The sequence below is a fragment of the Streptomyces sp. NPDC001002 genome, assembly GCF_053599215.1.
In genome coordinates this window covers 1-15,748 of record NZ_JBSFLV010000005.1, presented here as the reverse complement: position 1 = coordinate 15,748, position 15,748 = coordinate 1, and the positions used below count along the sequence as shown (strand labels likewise).

General features: G+C 72.9%; 16 protein-coding genes. 9 read left to right on the top strand and 7 right to left on the bottom strand.

The annotated features are described in order from the left end of the window. Positions 1 to 226: 226 nt before the first annotated feature. Positions 227 to 418 carry a hypothetical protein gene (locus ACWDR3_RS04105; RefSeq protein WP_124004065.1) on the top strand — a complete coding sequence of 64 codons (192 nt, stop codon included), beginning with the start codon at positions 227 to 229 and terminating at the stop codon, positions 416 to 418. Between the two features lie 27 nt (positions 419 to 445). Here ACWDR3_RS04105 and ACWDR3_RS04100 read toward each other — a convergent pair whose 3' ends face one another. After that, positions 446 to 2,092 carry a DNA repair helicase XPB gene (locus ACWDR3_RS04100; protein WP_450350825.1) on the bottom strand — a complete coding sequence of 549 codons (1,647 nt, stop codon included), beginning with the start codon at positions 2,090 to 2,092 and terminating at the stop codon, positions 446 to 448. Positions 2,093 to 2,267: 175 nt separating this feature from the next. On the opposite strand from ACWDR3_RS04100, the gene ACWDR3_RS04095 reads away from it, so the two are divergent. Beyond that, positions 2,268 to 2,795 (top strand): hypothetical protein, encoded by a 528-nt coding sequence (locus tag ACWDR3_RS04095; RefSeq protein WP_450350611.1) that lies wholly within the window; start codon positions 2,268 to 2,270, stop codon positions 2,793 to 2,795. An 18-nt stretch (positions 2,796 to 2,813) separates the two neighbouring features. Here ACWDR3_RS04095 and ACWDR3_RS04090 read toward each other — a convergent pair whose 3' ends face one another. Then, positions 2,814 to 5,348, bottom strand: a complete 2,535-nt coding sequence (locus ACWDR3_RS04090; RefSeq protein ID WP_450350610.1) for a helicase-associated domain-containing protein — start codon at positions 5,346 to 5,348, stop codon at positions 2,814 to 2,816. Between the two features lie 119 nt (positions 5,349 to 5,467). Between ACWDR3_RS04090 and ACWDR3_RS04085 the strand changes: the two genes are divergently transcribed. From ACWDR3_RS04085 to ACWDR3_RS04075, 3 genes are read left to right on the top strand one after another with little or no spacing between them, the layout of a single operon-like run. Next, positions 5,468 to 6,442: a hypothetical protein gene (locus ACWDR3_RS04085; RefSeq protein ID WP_450350609.1), complete on the top strand. Its 975-nt coding sequence runs from the start codon at positions 5,468 to 5,470 to the stop codon at positions 6,440 to 6,442. 25 nt (positions 6,443 to 6,467) lie between these two features. Next, positions 6,468 to 6,608, top strand: coding sequence for a hypothetical protein (locus tag ACWDR3_RS04080; protein WP_450350607.1), 141 nt, complete (start codon positions 6,468 to 6,470; stop codon positions 6,606 to 6,608). 52 nt (positions 6,609 to 6,660) lie between these two features. Continuing rightward, positions 6,661 to 7,317 carry an HAD family hydrolase gene (locus ACWDR3_RS04075; protein WP_450350606.1) on the top strand — a complete coding sequence of 219 codons (657 nt, stop codon included), beginning with the start codon at positions 6,661 to 6,663 and terminating at the stop codon, positions 7,315 to 7,317. On the opposite strand, the gene ACWDR3_RS04070 is transcribed toward ACWDR3_RS04075, so the two are convergent. Continuing rightward, a complete protein-coding gene (locus tag ACWDR3_RS04070; protein ID WP_124004060.1) occupies positions 7,296 to 7,544 on the bottom strand; it encodes a hypothetical protein in 249 nt (82 codons plus the stop codon). The genes ACWDR3_RS04075 and ACWDR3_RS04070 overlap by 22 nt on opposite strands. Before the next feature lie 163 nt (positions 7,545 to 7,707). On the opposite strand from ACWDR3_RS04070, the gene ACWDR3_RS04065 reads away from it, so the two are divergent. Then, positions 7,708 to 8,091, top strand: a complete 384-nt coding sequence (locus ACWDR3_RS04065) for a cold-shock protein (protein ID WP_124004059.1) — start codon at positions 7,708 to 7,710, stop codon at positions 8,089 to 8,091. Between the two features lie 28 nt (positions 8,092 to 8,119). On the opposite strand, the gene ACWDR3_RS04060 is transcribed toward ACWDR3_RS04065, so the two are convergent. The 4 genes from ACWDR3_RS04060 to ACWDR3_RS04045 form a co-directional block, all read right to left on the bottom strand. Continuing rightward, positions 8,120 to 8,983 carry a 1,4-dihydroxy-6-naphthoate synthase gene (locus ACWDR3_RS04060; RefSeq protein ID WP_450350605.1) on the bottom strand — a complete coding sequence of 288 codons (864 nt, stop codon included), beginning with the start codon at positions 8,981 to 8,983 and terminating at the stop codon, positions 8,120 to 8,122. Beyond that, positions 8,961 to 9,698, bottom strand: coding sequence for a futalosine hydrolase (locus ACWDR3_RS04055; protein ID WP_450350604.1), 738 nt, complete (start codon positions 9,696 to 9,698; stop codon positions 8,961 to 8,963). The genes ACWDR3_RS04060 and ACWDR3_RS04055 overlap by 23 nt, the downstream gene beginning before the upstream one ends. Continuing rightward, positions 9,668 to 10,180, bottom strand: a complete 513-nt coding sequence (locus ACWDR3_RS04050) for a DUF2771 domain-containing protein (RefSeq protein ID WP_450350602.1) — start codon at positions 10,178 to 10,180, stop codon at positions 9,668 to 9,670. The genes ACWDR3_RS04055 and ACWDR3_RS04050 overlap by 31 nt, the downstream gene beginning before the upstream one ends. A 62-nt stretch (positions 10,181 to 10,242) precedes the next feature. Continuing rightward, positions 10,243 to 11,667, bottom strand: coding sequence for an MFS transporter (locus tag ACWDR3_RS04045; RefSeq protein ID WP_450350601.1), 1,425 nt, complete (start codon positions 11,665 to 11,667; stop codon positions 10,243 to 10,245). Between the two features lie 300 nt (positions 11,668 to 11,967). Here ACWDR3_RS04045 and ACWDR3_RS04040 point away from each other — a divergent pair, with 300 nt between their 5' ends. The 3 genes from ACWDR3_RS04040 to ACWDR3_RS04030 form a co-directional block, all read left to right on the top strand. Beyond that, the gene (locus ACWDR3_RS04040; protein ID WP_450350599.1) at positions 11,968 to 12,894 is read left to right on the top strand and encodes a DUF3027 domain-containing protein; all 927 of its coding nucleotides are present in this window, start codon (positions 11,968 to 11,970) and stop codon (positions 12,892 to 12,894) included. Positions 12,895 to 13,124: 230 nt separating this feature from the next. Further along, positions 13,125 to 13,976, top strand: coding sequence for an alpha/beta fold hydrolase (locus tag ACWDR3_RS04035; protein WP_450350597.1), 852 nt, complete (start codon positions 13,125 to 13,127; stop codon positions 13,974 to 13,976). Positions 13,977 to 14,127: 151 nt separating this feature from the next. Then, on the top strand, positions 14,128 to 15,748 hold a 1,621-nt coding region (locus ACWDR3_RS04030; protein ID WP_450350595.1), incomplete at its 3' end, for a sacsin N-terminal ATP-binding-like domain-containing protein.

Genomic DNA, 15,748 nt, shown 5'->3' with positions numbered 1-15,748 from the left:
CGGGCGCCTCACCTCTCGACGCGCGGGCGCCTCACTTCTCAACGTGCGGGCGCCTCACTTCTCAACGTGCGGACGCCCCATCCCTCGTCGGGCAGACGCCCATCCCCTAGGGGATCCGCCCTCCTTCTGTGGGGGACGGGGTCGGTCCAGGGTCGTACGAGATGACGACCGCGCTTCGCCCCCCAGACCGATGCCCTCCTTATGTGCCAAAAGCCACCATGGAGACATGAGTGCAGCAACCTTCACCCCAGCCCCCGCCCCTCGGCAGGCCCGCCCCAGCGGTGCCACGGCCGTCGAGGGCAGCCACCCCCACCGCGTCGGCAACGCCCTGCGCGCGATCAAGGTCTTCGCCGGCGCCGCCTTCAGCGTCGTGATACTCGGCGAGTACGGCGAGGAAGCCGGCATCCTCCGCAAGTGACCCGGCAGCCCCTCCCGGGCCGCTCGCTCAGCTCTCCTCCGCCAGCAGCTCGTCCGCGTCCATGATCCGGTACGCGTACCCCTGCTCCGCCAGGAACCGCTGCCGATGGGCCGCGAAGTCCTGGTCGAGGGTGTCGCGGGCGACCACGGAGTAGAAGTGGGCCTGGTGGCCGTCGGCCTTGGGGCGAAGCACCCGGCCGAGCCGCTGCGCCTCCTCCTGCCGCGACCCGAAGGTCCCCGACACCTGCACGGCGACCGTCGCCTCCGGCAGGTCGATGGAGAAGTTGGCGACCTTCGAGACGACCAGCACGCTGATCTCGCCCTCACGGAAGGCGCCGAAGAGCTTCTCGCGCTGCGCGTTGGAGGTCTCGCCCTTGATGACGGGGGCGTTCAAGTGCTCGCCCAGTTCGTCGAGTTGGTCGATGTACTGGCCGATGACGAGGATCTGCTGGCCCGCGAAGCGCCGCACGATCGCCTCGGTGACCTTCCGCTTGGTCTCCGTCGTCGCACAGAACCGGTACTTCTCCTCCGTCTCGGCCGTCGCGTAGGCGAGCCGTTCGGAGTCGGTGAGATTGACCCGGACCTCGACGCAGTCGGCGGGCGCGATGTACCCCTGCGCCTCGATCTCCTTCCACGGCGCGTCGAACCGCTTCGGCCCGATCAGCGAGAACACGTCCGACTCACGCCCGTCCTCACGGACCAGGGTCGCCGTCAGGCCCAGCCGGCGCCGCGCCTGAAGATCCGCCGTGAACTTGAAGACCGGCGCGGGCAGCAGGTGCACCTCGTCGTAGAGGATCAGACCCCAGTCGCGGGAGTCGAAGAGTTCGAGGTGCGGGTAGACGCCCTTCCGCTTCGTCGTGAGCACCTGGTACGTGGCGATGGTGACCGGGCGGATCTCCTTGCGCGTACCGCTGTACTCCCCGATCTCCTCCTCGGTCAGCGAGGTCCGCTTCACCAGCTCGTGCTTCCACTGCCGGGCGGAGACGGTGTTGGTGACGAGGATGAGGGTCGTGGACTTCGCCTGGGCCATCGCCCCGGCGCCGACGAGGGTCTTGCCCGCCCCGCAGGGCAGGACGACGACACCGCTCCCGCCGTGCCAGAAGTTCTCCACGGCCTGCTTCTGGTACGGCCGCAGCGCCCAGCCGTTCTCGTCCAACTCGATCGGGTGCGCCTCGCCGTCCACGTACCCGGCGAGGTCCTCGGCGGGCCAGCCCAGCTTCAGCAGCGCCTGCTTGATCTGGCCGCGCTCGGAGGGGTGCACGGCGACGGTGTCGGGGTCGATCCGGATGCCGACCAGCGGGGCGATCCGCTTCGAGCGCAGGATCTCTTCGAGGACCGGGCGGTCGGTGGTGGTCAGGACGAGCCCGTGGGCCGGGTCCTTGCTGAGGGTCAGCCGTCCGTACCGGTCCATGGTCTCGGCGACGTCGACGAGCAGCGCGTGCGGCACGGGGTAGCGGCTGTACTGCACGAGCGCGTCCACGACCTGCTCGGCGTCGTGCCCGGCCGCGCGCGCGTTCCACAGCCCGAGCGGGGTCACCCGGTAGGTGTGGATGTGCTCGGGCGCCCGTTCCAGTTCCGCGAACGCCGCGATGGCCCGACGGCACTCGTCGGCCTGCTCGTGGTCGACCTCAAGGAGCAGCGTCTTGTCGGACTGGACGATCAGCGGACCGTTCACGTACGTACATCCCTTCGGCGGCATGGCCAAACGTCCAGTGTGCCTTACCGGCCCCTGTTCACGGTGGGGCGCGGCTCACACCGGATCCGCTCCCGGTGCAACCCCGAGCCCCCGCCGACTGTCTTGACCGGCGGGAGCCGCGGGTAACGCGCGGTCCGGGGAGGAGCGTGGGGTGATGTCGGTACGCAGGTGGGGGACCGGCCTGGGAGCCACGGGGGTGCTGGTGGCGACGGGGGCGTGGGTGGTGTGGCCGGCCGACGTGGACCCGCGGCTGTGGGGCGAGGTGCGGCCGGCGATCGAGGCCCGTCTGGTGGCCGACTCGGCGGGCACGGGGTACCCGTACCGGGGCGCCCGCTGGTTCTGCCGGGCCGAGCCCCTGGACCTCGACGAGCACGACGGTGTCGTCCGGGCGGGCGTGAACACCCTGTGCCTTGAGTACGGCACCCGCGCGGGCGCCCTCCTGGAGTGCGCCGGCGCCGCGATCCCGCAGGTCGTCCGCCTGGAACGGGCCCCCGACGGCACGTACCGGGTCACCTCACGCGAGGAACCCCCGGACGGCGAGGGCTACGGGGACTGGCTGAACGCCCACTTCAGCCTCGCCACGGAACCGGCCACGGCCGACTCCGTGCAGCACGCCCCCTTGGCAGCCGCGGCCCGCACCCACTTCGACCTCCCGGCGAACGCCCCGATCAGGGACTGCTGACCGCCCCGCCGGGCCCGGCTACTCCGCCTCGTCCGCCAGCTCCGCCACTCCCGTCACCCGGTGCAGCGGATACGTCCGTACCTCGTCCGCCGTGTGGTCGTACGCCGTGACGAAGCCGCCCTCGACGCGGATGGGGGCGATGACGCGCTGACTGGCGGAGCCCTCCGCGTTGACGTAGCCGATCCAGAGGGTCTCGCCGGTGAGGACGGCGGCCTGCATGGTGGCGAGGGTCTCGGCGGGGCCGGTGCGGGGGAGGGCGCCGGAGGAGGCGGGGGCCGCGGACGGTTTGCGCGGGGTGGTGGAGGCCAGGTCGCCCGCGCGGATGGCGCGGATCGCGGCCGACAGGAGCGTGGCGTCCGGGGTCGGGGGACCGTCGGGGACCGGCTCGGGGGCCGTGCGCGGCGGGGTGCGGTGGGCGTCGGCGCGGGTGATCAGGACATCGCCGTCGGCCGATTCGGCGGCCGGCGCGAAGCCCATCGCGCGCAGCCCGTCGAGCAGCGCCGCCGGGTCGGCCTGGGTGGCCAGCACGGTCGGCGCGAGGCGGCGCAGCCGCAGCCCGGCGGCCCGCTTGTCGGCGAGGATCTCGTTCAGCACGGCGTCGTCGTCGCAGCGCACGTACGCCGAGGCCGCCCCCACCCGCAGCCGGCCGTGTCTGCGGGCCACGTCGTCGATCAGATACGTCAGCGGCTGCGGCACCGGCGTCCGCGAGTGCGCGGCCAGGAACGCGTGCAGATCGGTGGCCGCCCGCCCGGCGTCCAGGGCCCGGCGTACCGAACCCGGGGTGAAGCGGTACACCGTCGCCCCGCCCTTGGACTCCACGTCCGCGAGCACGTCCAGCATGTCCGCCAGCGGGCGCTCCAGCGGCCCCGGCGCCACCGCGGTCAGGTCGGCCTGGAGCAGGACGTGGTCCAGCGGCTCGGGGAGGAGGGGGGTGAGGAGCCGGATCGCGGCGGCCGAGGCGGTGGCCTGTTCGGCGGGGGTGAGGGGTTCCAGGGGCGGGGTCGCGGTCGGGGCGTGGTGGTGGACGGGGAGTTTGTCGCCCGGGCCCTCCGGCAGGGTCTGCGACGGCGACGGTGCCGGGGCACCCAGCAGCGCCCGGCCGTGTGCCGAGAGCGCGCCCCTGCCCGTCACGCCCAGCATCTCCGCCTCCGACAGCGCCCACCGGGCCAGCCGGGCGCGCAGGTCGTCGCCGGTCTGGGCGCCGCGCGGCGGGCGTTCCCAACGCAGTCGGGCGAGCACGGAGTCGGCGGTCGGCGCGGCGCCCACCGGCAGCCCGGCCAGCAGGCTCAGCACCCGGTGCCGTACCTCCGGCGCCGCCGAGCGGTCGAGGCCGGGCCCCAGCGCCGCCAGCGAACGGTCCTTCGCGTCCCGCCCCCCGACCAGGCCTGATGTCCGCGTCGCCGTCAGCCACGCCTCCGCGAGCCGGGCCCACCGCTCGGCGGCCGGCCGCTCCAGCCACTCGTCGTAGGCCGGGGTCGCCGCGTACCGCTCGTCGGCCTCGCCGTCGGACGCCAACAGCCCGGCCGCGTAGGCGAGTTCGACCCAGAACGCGGCCACGGGCTCGGGCAGGTCGAGGGCGACGGCGGTCCGCTTGAGGTCCCGCACGCTCAGCCCGCCCGCCCGCAGCACCGCGGGCCCGCCCTCGTGCCAGTCCTTCAGCAGCTCCGCCACGGTCGCGAGCGCGGTGTACGCCTGCCCAGCCGCCGCCGCGTCCACAACCTGTGGACGGTGCGCGGCCGTCGGCTCCACCACCGGCGGCAGCGGCTCGGTGGTGCGGTGCGCATGACCGCCGCGCAGATGGAGGGCCACCTCGCGGGGGAGTACGACCGTGCCGGGCGCCGTCGGCAGCAGCAGCCCGCGGTCGAGGAGCCACCGCAGCCGGGGTGCCGGATCCGCCGTGACCTGCCCGTAGGGCGGCCCCCACACCAGCCGCGCCAGCACCTCCCGCGACTCCGCAGGCGCCTGCTCCAGCAGCGCCGTCATCCGCGCGCGGTCGCCGTACAGCCCCGTCAGCGCGGCCACCGCCGAGACCGCGTCGTGCGTCGAGGGCAGCCCGGCCGCGCCCACGATCTCCTGGATCCGCCCCGGCGACATGCCCGCCGTCGCCTCCGCGACCGTCGGCCCGAGGCCCGTCGGCGAGGGGTGCTGCGGCGAGGGCGCCAGCAGCTCACGGGCCGTACGCACCAGCCGCAGCCGGTCGTCGCCACCCCACACCAGGGCCTGTTCGCGCAAGGTGCCGAGGGCTCGGGGCAACGCTTCCACGACGGCCGCGTCCCGCCCGTCCCCGGCCATCAGCCCGAGCAACTCCCCGTACGCGGCCGGCTCCGCCGCCACCGCCAGCGCCTCCGCGGTCTGCAGCGCGAACCGGTCAAGACGCTCCAGCGCGCGCACCACCGAGGCCCGGGTACCGGCCCGGGTCGCGAGCTGCGTGAGGTCCGTGGGGACGGGCGTGATGAGATCGGGCCGCGCGCGCAGCAGCGCGCCGAGGGACACGTCGTCCCTGTGTCGGAGCGCCTCCGCGAGAGAACGGGGCGGTGTTGCCGGGTCGCTCATCCGACCTACGGTAGGGCAATCACGGCTCCTGCGGCTCTTGCGGACGAGGCCGGAACCCGTCCCCACGCGGTACCTTCGTCCAACGGGGTTTCAACGGCGCCCATCCCGGAGGGACTTCGTTGGGCATCGAGAGCGACCAGGTCGTCTACGAGTATCTGAGCCGCGTCGGCGACGTCGCGCAGCAGCGCCAGTTGCCGTCCGGCACGCGCATGCGGCTCGTCTCCGAGCTGCGCAACGAGATCGACCGCAGCCGGGCCAAGGCCACCGTCGACAGCCCCGCCGCCGTCCGCAAGATCATCGACCGGCTCGGCAGCCCCGACGAGGTCGTCACCGCCGCGGGCGGTACGAGTTCGACGGCACCCCAGGTGCCGCGCGCCCACGTGCCCGTGCAGCGCGACGACGAACCCGAGCAGCGCCCCAAGGGCCTGCGCCGCGTCGTACCGCGCCCCCGCCCCACCGAACCCGCCCCGCCCGACCCCTCCGACGCCCCCGCCCCGCCCCACCTCGCCAGCGCGCAGGAACTCGGCGACAGCGCGATGCGGCCCGACTGGTGGCGGGTGGGCGGCACGCCCCTCGACGACAGCGTGCCGGGGTTCGTCGGCGGTGTGGAGATCCCGGAACTGCTCAAGCCTCCGCCGCCGAAGGAGGAGGAGAAGCCGAAGGAACCGGTCCTGGAGAAGGCACCGGTCGTCGAGGAGGTCGTCGAGGAGCCCGCGCCGAAGGCCGCCCGGCGCCGGTTCCTGCCCCGCACCCCGACCCGCTGGAGCAACCCGCTCCTCCTGCTCGCCGCCGCCCTCCTCGTGGCCGGCGCGATCCTCGGCAACCTCTTCGCCCTCCTCCTCGGCTGGGTCATCGCCTACGCCTCCCGCCGCCTCACCCCCAACGAGTCCAAGTGGGCGGTCATCGGCATGCCCTCCCTCGCCCTGACCGCCGGCATCGTCTGGCTCTGGGGCCGCAACGAGGGCCGCTGGGGCGAGCCCATCGCCCAGAACCACATGAACGACGCGATCGCCGAGACCTGGCCCTGGGTGATCCGGGGCGCTGCGGTCCTGTCGGCCCTGTTCCTGGTCTGGCGCTCGCAGCGCAACCGGTAGCCGTCCGGCGGCAGAACGGTGGCGGGTGCGCCCCGCCGGCATCGGTGGCTCCGTCACGCCCGGCCGCGGTGTCCGGCGCCTGTCCGCCGATGCGGCCGTCCCCGCGGCGCGCCGCCCGCCGTTCGTCGACCGGCAGGCGCCGCCCGCCGCCGCCGACCAGATGTAGGTCACACCGGCCAGAGGTCTCCCCGTCCCCCGACCTGGGCACAATGGCCGATATGGCCTCCACTAGCTCCGCCCCCGACCGCGCCCCCGACTCCGCCCCCCTCACCGTCGGCTTCGACCTCGACATGACCCTCATCGACTCCCGGCCCGGCATCCGCGCGTGCTTCCTCGCGCTGGCCGAGCGGACGGGGACGTACATCGACGCCGACCTGACGATCACCCGGCTGGGACCGCCGCTCGCCCAGGAGTTGATCCACTGGTTCCCGGCGGAGCAGGTAGAGGCCATGGGGGATCTCTACCGTTCGATGTACCCCTCGTTCGCCATCGAGGCGACCCCCGCGATGCCCGGCGCCCGCGAGGCGATCGACGCCGTGCAGGCCGCCGGTGGGCGGGCGATCGTCGTCACCGCCAAGTACGAGCCCAACGCGAAGCTGCACCTGGAGCACCTCGGCCTGGCCCCCGACGAGGTCGTCGGCGACCTGTGGGCCGAGCAGAAGGCCCAGGCGCTGCGGGAGCACGACGCGAGCGTCTACGTCGGTGACCACGTCGGAGACGTCCGCGGGGCCCGCACGGCCGGTTCCCTGTCCGTGGCCGTGGCGACCGGGCCGTGCGACGCCGAGGAGTTGACCGCGGCCGGCGCGGACGTGGTCCTCGCGGATCTGACGGAGTTCCCCGAGTGGCTCGCCAACTACCGTCCGGCGCGCGCCTGACGGCGGCCCGCCGCAATCGACTGGAGCACTCCGGCACCGGCGACGAGGAAGCCGACGCCCATGAGCATGCTCAGTCCGAACATGTACGTCGGAAATGGTTTCGCATGGAGGAAGAGCGGAGCCACTGTGACGAGTGTGGCCACCGCACCGATGAAGAACACGATGGCACCGGCACGGATCAGTCGGTCACCGGGCCCGGCGGAATTCGTTTGGGTTTTGTCACGCACCGGACCAGGGTAGTTCCCAGCGCGAAGGAACAACCGGGCGACGTCTTGTCACCGGCCTGAAGACCATTAGCCTTGGTACCGGCGGGTCCCGACGACCCGCCCCAGTGCTATCAAGAGCCGTTTCAGAAGCAGTTTTCCGACGAGTACGAGGACGAGGACAGACGTGCCCACCGGCAAAGTCAAGTGGTTCAACAGCGAGAAGGGCTTCGGCTTTCTCTCCCGCGACGACGGCGGTGACGTCTTCGTCCATTCCTCGGTCCTCCCCGCCGGAGTCGAGACGCTCAAGCCCGGTCAGCGGGTGGAGTTCGGAGTGGTCGCAGGCCAACGCGGCGACCAGGCCCTTTCGGTGACCGTTCTCGACCCGACCCCCTCCGTCGCGGCGGCGACCCGCAAGAAGCCCGACGAACTGGCCTCCATCGTGCAGGACTTGACGACGCTCCTGGAGAACATCACGCCGATGCTGGAGCGCGGTCGCTATCCGGACAAGCCGGCCGGCAAGAAGATCGCCGGTCTGCTGCGCGCGGTCGCCGACCAACTCGACGTATAAGCCACGTAAGTCACGGACAAGTCGTCCGTCACGGAAAATTCAGCGCGTCCGGGCCGAGGGGCGGAACCAGTCCCTCGGCCGCCGCGCGCGTCAACAGGCCCCGGATTGCCGCATAGCCGTCCTCGCCGAGGTCCGCGGTGAATTCGTTGACGTACAGACCGATGTGCTGGTCCGCGACGGACGGGTCCATTTCCTGGGCGTGTTCCATGACGTAGGGGCGGGAGACCTCGGGGTCGGCCCACGCGGCGCGGACCGAGACGCGGATCGACTCGGCGAGCGTTTCCAGCCTTTCCGCGCCCAGTGAACGCTTCGCGATGATCGCGCCCAACGGGATCGGCAGCCCGGTCGTGTCCTCCCAGTGCTCGCCCATGTCCGCGAGCTTGTGCAGCCCGTAGTTCTGGAACGTGAAGCGCGCCTCGTGGATGACGAGCCCCGCGTCGACCTTCCCGTCCCGCACGGCCGGCATGATCTCGTGGAACGGCATCACGACGATCTCGCCGACTCCGCCCGGGATCGTGTCCGCGGCCCAGAGCCGGAACAGCAGATACGCCGTCGACCGCTCGCTCGGCACCGCGACCGTCCGGCCGGTGAGGTCGACGCCCGCCTCACGGGTCAGCACCAGCGGCCCGCAGCCCCGGCCCAGCGCGCCCCCGCAGGGCAGCAGCGCGTACTCGTCGAGGACGTACGGCAGGACGGCGTACGACACCTTCAGGACGTCCAACTCGCCGCGTTCGGCCATGCCGTTGGTGATGTCGATGTCCGCGAAGGTCACGTCCAGCGCGGGGGCGTCCGGGACGCGGCCGTGCGCGAGGGCGTCGAAGACGAAGGTGTCGTTCGGGCAGGGCGAGTACGCGATCTGCAGCCGCTGCTCACCGGTCGTGTGGGTCGTCATACGGGTTCCAACTCTCCAGGACGGGCGCGAACTTCCCGAAGCCCTCGGTCAGGGCCGCGAGGGCGTCGCCGATGCGCCAGGCGGCGCGGTCGCGCGGGCCCACGGGGTTGGAGACCGCGCGTACTTCCAGGACGGGCACGCCGTGCGAGGCGGCCGCCTCGGCCACCCCGAAGCCCTCCATCGCCTCGGCCAGCGCGCTGGGGTGGCGGGCGCGCAGTTCGGCGGCGCGGGCGGCGGTGCCGGTCACCGTGGAGACGGTCAGTACGGCTCCGGTGCGCGCGCCGGCCGCGGCCGTGAGGTCTCGTACGAGTGATTCCGGGGGGCGGTGGGTGACGGTGCCGAAGCCGAGGTCGGTGACCGGGACGAAGCCGTCGGCGGTCTCGGCGCCCAGGTCGGCCGCGGTGATCTCGTCGGCGACGACGAGGGAGCCGACGGGCGCCTCGGGCTGGAAGCCGCCGGCGATGCCCGCGGAGACGACCAGGGTGTAGGGGGCGCCTTCGAGGGCCGCGGTGGTGAGGGCCGTCGCGGTGGAGGCTGCGGCGAGGGCCGGGCCGACGCCTGCGGCGATGACGTCGACGGTCAGGTCAGCGGTGGTGCCGGTCGTGAACGCCCGTGCCACCGCGTCCCGTTCGGCGGGGACGGCGGTGGCCACGAGGACGCGGAACGCGCGTGCGGCGGACGTGATCAGTCGTCCTTCTTCAGCTTGAACGACCACAGACCGGTGACCGTGTTGCTGTTCTTCTTGCCGTCGGCGGCCTTGATGGAGACCAGGGTGGAGTTGCCCTGGGCGCCGTACTGGGCGTTGAAGAAGACGCTGCCCGGGATCGTGCGGTATGTCTTGTCGCTGTCCTCGGTGAGCGGCTGGCCGTTCATGAGGATCGTCCAGCGCTTGTCGGCGACGTCGGGGTCGACGCCGAAGCGGACCGTCTCGTCGGGGTCGACGCTGATGGACTTGATGTCGTCGTCCTTCAGGCACGCGGCGAGGTCCGCGGACTTCAGGGCCTTGCCCTCGCCGCCGCAGGTGGCCTCTTCGCTGACCGAGGAGCGGCCGACCGTGATCGTCGACAGCGGCGTGGGCTTGTCGCAGGCCGAGAGGACGAGCAGTCCGGCGGATACCGCGCCGGCGGCGGCGACGGCGCGACGGCGTCGCACAGCGCGGAGCATGTCGGCGGCTTCGCCGCGAGGCATCGAGGTCATGGGGCGAAGGTTATCGGGCCGGTCCGGGCCGCCTCCCAAGTGGGGTGCGGCGTGCCTGTGGGTTACGCCACGCGGGGCTTGGAGGAGCCGCCGTGGCGGGCCGAGGAGAGCAGGCCGCGGGTCGTGGTCAGCCAGCCGAGGGCGAGGACGGCGGCGGCCACGCACAGGCCGAGGGTGCCGTTCAGGGGCATCACGATGCCGATCGCGCCGCCCAGGACCCAGGCCATCTGGAGCATGGTCTCGGAGCGCGCGAACGCGGAGGTGCGCACTGTCTCGGGCACGTCCCGCTGGATCAGCGCGTCCAGGGACAGCTTGGACAGTGCCTGCGAGAACCCGGCGACCGCGGCGAGGCAGGCCACCAGGAACGCGCCGAAGAAGATCGCGGCGACGATCGCGGCGCCCAGCACGAACGCCAGCATCACCACGATGATGATCTCCGGTGCCCGGGATCTGAGCCAGGCCCCGAACGCCGTACCGAGCGCGTTGCCCACGCCCGCCGAGACGGCCACTATGCCCAGCGACACGGCCGCGCTGGACCCGGTCAGCGGATGCTCGCGCAGCAGGAACGCGAGGAAGAAGGTCAGGAAGCCCGACAGCCAGCGCAGCGCCGCGTTGGCGCCGAGCGCGTGGGTGACCGCGCTGCCGACCGTGCGCAGCCCCGGGCGCTTGACCGGCCGCAGATGCGGGCCGTGCAGGTGCTCCTCGTCCGAGGCGAGCAGCGCCACGTCCTCGTCCTTGGCCGAGTCGACCTTGGGCGGCAGCGTGAAGGACAGGAACGTACCGGCGACGTAGATCACGAAGGCGCCGTAGAGCGGCCAGCGCGGTCCGATCGCCTGCAGCCCGGCCCCGATGGGCGCGGCCACGCCGGTGGCGAGGAGCCCGCCCAGGGTCACCCGTGAGTTCGCCTTCACCAGGGAGATACGGGGTGGCAGCAGCCGGGGCACCACGGCGCTTCTGATCACGCCGTACGCCTTCGACGCGACCAGCACGCCGAGCGCGGCCGGGTACAGCTCCAGGCTGCCGGTGGCGACCGCGCCGGAGATGATCAGTGCGAGCAGGGCGCGGGCCAGCATGGAACCGGCCATCGCGGCCCGCCGGCCGTGCGGGAGGCGGTCCAGGAGCGGCCCGATGACCGGGGCGAGGACCGTGAAGGGCGCCATCGTGATGGCGAGGTAGAGGGCCACCCGGCCGCGGGCCTCGTCGGTCGGCACGGAGAAGAAGACCGTGGACGCGAGGGCGACCGTGATCATCACATCGCCCGCGCCGTTCACACCGTGCAGTTCGATCAGCTTGCCGAGGCCGGACTCACCGGCGCCGTGCGCGTGGGTCGCCTTCCTGATCCCCCGGGCCGTGCCGGTCACCGGGAAGTGCAGGGCACGACCGACCGCGCGGACGGGTCCGCCGATCCGGCCCGATCCGCCACCTCGACCTTTCCCCTTGACCCCACCGACACCGGTGGCTCCGTGGGGCGTCCTCGCGGTTGCCACCCCGTCATAGTGCCCCGAGAAAGCTGTGGGTAGTGCGGTTACCGCGCGTATGAACGCTTATGAAGCGATGAACCATCACGTCGGTGTAGGCCGAGAGGTCGCGAGAAGGTAGCGTGCGTAGCGCGTCGTGGCGAACGTTCTCGGCCGCGCGCCTCTCTGTCATCCCGCAGAATGGACGATGAGGTGCGCCCGAGCGCGATCGGGTGTGGACGTCGACGCGGTCCTTCGGTCCGCTCCGTCCGCATCCGCCGCCTTCAGGCCGGCGCACCCGAGTGACGGCGTAGGAGAGAAGCGATACCTGTGAGCGCAGCGACCACGCGAAGCCGGACCACCGACCGCCTGTGCGCCGAGGCCGTCGACCTCGCCCGCGCCGCCGCCGAGGAGGCCGCCGCGCCCGGCGTGGTCGGCGAGCACTCGGGCCTCCAGGCCGACGGCGACCGGGTCGTCACGCACTTCTTCGAGTGCAAGGAGCTCGGCTACCGGGGCTGGCGCTGGGCCGTGACGGTCGCCCGCGCCTCCCGCGCCAAGCTCGTCACGCTGGACGAGGTCGTGCTGCTGCCCGGCCCCGACGCCCTGCTCGCCCCCGAGTGGGTGCCGTGGAGCGAGCGGCTGCGCCCCGGCGACATGGGCCCCGGCGATCTGCTGCCGACCGACGCCGAGGACCTGCGGCTGGAGCCCGGCTACACCGGCGTGGAGGACCCCGCTCCCGACTCCGCCGTCTCCGAGGAGATGGCCGAGCTGGTCGACGCGGAGGACATCGAACTCACCGAGGGCGTCCCGGCCGACCTGCCCGTCGCGCCGACCCGCGGCTCGATCGCCGCCGTCGCCGAGGAGCTCGGCATGCGCCGGGCCCGCGTCCTGTCGCGCTACGGCCTGCACGTCGCCGCCGACCGCTGGGAGGAGTCCTTCGGCTCCGAGACCCCGATGGCACAGGCCGCCCCCGCCGCCTGTGTCAGCTGCGGCTTCCTCCAGCCCATCGGCGGCTCGCTGGGCCAGGCCTTCGGCGTCTGCGCCAACGAGTTCTCCCCGGCGGACGGCCGCGTGGTGTCGCTGGCCTACGGCTGCGGCGGCCACTCCGAGGCCGCGGTCATGCCCAAACCGCCCCAGCCGGCGCTCCCGGTGATCGACGAGACCCAGGTGGACCCCTTCCCGCTGCGACCGGCGGCGGACTCGGGGTCGGTGCCGGTCGTCTCCGACGAGGACGGCGAAGAGCTGGGGCACTCCTAACGGAGCCGGGCACTTCCGTACGGAGTCGAGCACTTGCGTATGGAGCCGAGCACTTCTGTACGGAGTTGAGCACTCCTAACGGAGCCGCGCGTTCCGGGCGCGGCTAGGTCATATAGCGGATGCCAGCCTGAAAGCGCTCCTCATAGGGTCGATCGCAGGCCGCACAGAACAGGCCACATCGAGCGAGTGGCCCGTGTGCGGTCGAGCCCACCCCATGCCTGAGGAGTCCCATGAGTACCGAGGTTTCGCGCCGTCATGTACTGGCCGCCGGAGCGGCGTTGGCCGGGTCCGCGGCGCTGATCGCCGGTTCGGAAGGAACGGCCGGCGCGGCGACGGCCCCCGCCGGCACCGGCACGGAGAAGTCCAAGGTGAAGCCCACGATCGTGCTGGTGCACGGCGGCTACGCCGACTCGTCCTGCTGGAACGCCACCATCGCGAAGCTTCAGGACAAGGGCTACACCACGATCTCCGCGGCCAACCCGCTGCGGGGCATCCCGACCGACGCCCCCTACGTCGCGAGTCTGCTGGACTCCATCAGCGGACCGGTCGTGCTGGTCGCGCACTCCATGGGCGGAACGGTCATCACGAACGCCGCCGCCGGCAAGGCCAACGTCAAGGCGCTGGTCTACATCGCCGCGTTCGTGCCCGACGTGGGCGAGACGCAGGGTCAGCTCATCGACAAGTTCCCCGGCAGCGAGGTCCTGCCGGTGAGCGTGCCGGTCCCGTACACGAAGGCCGACGGCACGACCGGAACCGATCTGTACCTGAGCAAGGACGGCCAGGCGGCCTTCGCGGCCGACATCTCCACCGCCGACTTCCGCGTTCTGCAGGCCACGCAGCGGCCGTTCGACGCCGACTCCTTCACCTTCCCGACCAAGGCCGCGGCCTGGAAGACGATCCCGGTCTGGGGCCTGGTCGCCGGCCAGGACAAGGCGATCCCGCCGGCCGCCGAGCGCTGGATGTACAGCCGCGCGAACGCCCGCAAGGTCGTCGAAGTGCCGCGCTCCTCCCACGTCGCGATGCTCAGTCACCCCAAGGCCGTCGCCGACCTCATCCTGGATGCCGCCAGGTCCGTCCACTGACGCCAGGCCACAGCGCCCCGGTCCGCCGCCACGGACCGGGGCGCTTCGTTCATCACCGTCCACCCCCGTGTCCCCGAACGCCGACCACCGCTTTCCATCGCCGTACCGCGCGGGCTGTACCTTCGTCCTCACGTCGACGAGGAGAGTGAACGTGAGCAAGTTCGTGCGGCCGGCCCCCGAGGGAGCGGACCCCTTCGGCACCGCGCGCCTGCGGCGGGGCGTGCTCGACGCCTGGGCCACCAGCCCCGCCCGCTTCCGCGAGGACGCGAACGCCGAGGAGGACCTCGTCCTCGGCGGCTACCGCGACCGCCTCGTCGTCGAACTCGCCCAGAACGCCGCCGACGCGGCAGCCCGGGCAGGCGTTCCCGGCCGGCTCCGGCTCACCCTCCGCGACGGCGTCCTCGTCGCTGCCAACACCGGCGCCCCCCTCGACGCGGCCGGCGTCGAATCGCTGTCCACCCTCCGCGCGAGCGCCAAGCGGGACACGCCCTCCGTCGGCCGGTTCGGCGTCGGCTTCGCGGCCGTCCTCGCCGTCACCGACGAGCCCGCCGTCGTCGGGCGGCACGGCGGAGTGCGCTGGTCCCTCGCGGAGGCCCGCGAGCAGGCCGCCGAGACCGCCCGGCACAGTCCGGGACTCGGCGACGAGGTTCGGCGCCGGGACGGGCACGTACCGCTGCTGCGGCTGCCCTTCGCCGCCGAGGGCACCGCGCCGGATCCCTACGACACCGCCGTCATCCTGCCCCTGCGGGACGCGGCCGCCGCCGACCTGACCGAGCGGCTCCTGGCCGCCGTGGACGACGCCCTGCTGCTCGCCCTGCCGGGCCTCGCGGAGGTCGTGATCGAGACCGACACCGTCCGCCCGCTGCGTCGCGGCAGCGACGGCGCCCTCACCGTCGTGGAGGACTCCCTTCACGGGAGCACCCGTTGGCGCACCGTCGCCGCGAACGGGCCGCTCACGCCCGAGCTGCTCGCCGACCGGCCGGTCGAGGAGCGGTTGCGGCCGTTCTGGTCGGTGACGTGGGCGGTGCCGGTGGACGCCGAGGGCGCGCCCGAGCGTCCCCGGACCAGTCCCTACGTCCATGCCCCGACCCCCAGCGACGAGCCGCTCGGCGTGCCCGCGCTGCTCATTGCCTCCCTCCCGCTGGACACCACCCGCCGGCATGCCGCACCCGGTCCGCTGACCGACTTCGTCGTGCAGCGGGCGGCGGACGCCTACGTCGAACTCCTCGCCGGCTGGCGGCCGGTGGGGGAGGGGATCATCGGCCTGGTGCCCGGGCCGCTCGGCAAGGGGGAGCTGGACGGGACCCTGCGTGCGGCGATCCTGGAGCGGCTGCCCCGGACCGCGTTCCTTCCGCCCGCCCAGCCGGCCGTTCTCCCGGTGGTCGACGAGCGGGACTCCGAGCTGCCGGAGGCGCTGCGTCCGCGCGAGGCCGAGATCGTCGAGGGCGCAGGGGACGACACCGTGCGCGTGCTCGCGGAGGTCCTGCCGACGCTGCTGCCCGCCGGGCTCGAACGGCGGGTGGAACTGCGGACGTTGGGCGTGGCCCGGGTGCCGCTGACCGACGCCGTGGACCGGCTGGCCGGCCTGGAGAAGGAGCCCAGTTGGTGGCAGCGGCTCTACGACAGCCTCGCCGGGGTCGATCCCGACCGGCTCTCCGGGCTGCCCGTGCCGCTCGCCGACGGGCGGACGACCATCGGGCCCCGGCAGGTGCTGCTGCCCACGTCGGACGCCGACGCGCTGACCGACCCCGAGGTGCTGGCGCGGCTCGGGC

Excerpts from the sequence above, each read along its gene's own strand:
- ACWDR3_RS04105 (WP_124004065.1), top strand. The coding sequence starts at position 227 with ATGAGTGCAGCAACCTTCACCCCAGCCCCCGCCCCTCGGCAGGCCCGC.
- ACWDR3_RS04095 (WP_450350611.1), top strand. The coding sequence starts at position 2,268 with ATGTCGGTACGCAGGTGGGGGACCGGCCTGGGAGCCACGGGGGTGCTG.
- ACWDR3_RS04090 (WP_450350610.1), bottom strand. The coding sequence starts at position 5,348 with ATGAGCGACCCGGCAACACCGCCCCGTTCTCTCGCGGAGGCGCTCCGA.
- ACWDR3_RS04075 (WP_450350606.1), top strand. The coding sequence starts at position 6,661 with ATGGCCTCCACTAGCTCCGCCCCCGACCGCGCCCCCGACTCCGCCCCC.
- ACWDR3_RS04060 (WP_450350605.1), bottom strand. The coding sequence starts at position 8,983 with ATGACGACCCACACGACCGGTGAGCAGCGGCTGCAGATCGCGTACTCG.
- ACWDR3_RS04050 (WP_450350602.1), bottom strand. The coding sequence starts at position 10,180 with ATGACCTCGATGCCTCGCGGCGAAGCCGCCGACATGCTCCGCGCTGTG.
- ACWDR3_RS04035 (WP_450350597.1), top strand. The coding sequence starts at position 13,125 with ATGAGTACCGAGGTTTCGCGCCGTCATGTACTGGCCGCCGGAGCGGCG.